This is a genomic window from Belnapia sp. AC561 (genome assembly GCF_979252845.1).
Map to the genome: position 1 here is coordinate 1 of NZ_CEEDBP010000155.1, position 296 is coordinate 296.

The 296-nt window shown below is 70.6% G+C and carries 1 protein-coding gene; it reads left to right on the forward strand.

Annotated features, from left to right (window positions below):
- On the forward strand, positions 1 to 296 hold a 296-nt coding region (locus tag AC0IW9_RS30545), incomplete at both ends, for an amino acid kinase family protein (RefSeq protein ID WP_471652065.1).

Here is a 296-nt window from a genome sequence, read left to right on the forward strand (position 1 = left end):
GGTACATGCCGCTTTTCCCGCCCACCACGTGCCAGCGCCTGATCGTCAAGGTCGGCTCGGCGCTGCTCGTTGATCCAGACGGCTCGGTGCGGCGCGACTGGCTGGCTACGTTGGTCGCCGATGTCGCCGAGCGTAAAGCTGCCGGGCAGCAGGTCGCAATCGTCTCGTCCGGCGCGATCGCGCTCGGGGCACGGCGGCTGGGGTTAAGCAAGGGTGGTCGCGCCAGCCTGGAGGATGCGCAGGCCGCCGCCGCGACCGGCCAGATTGCGCTGGCGCAGGTGTGGGCGGACCTGCTC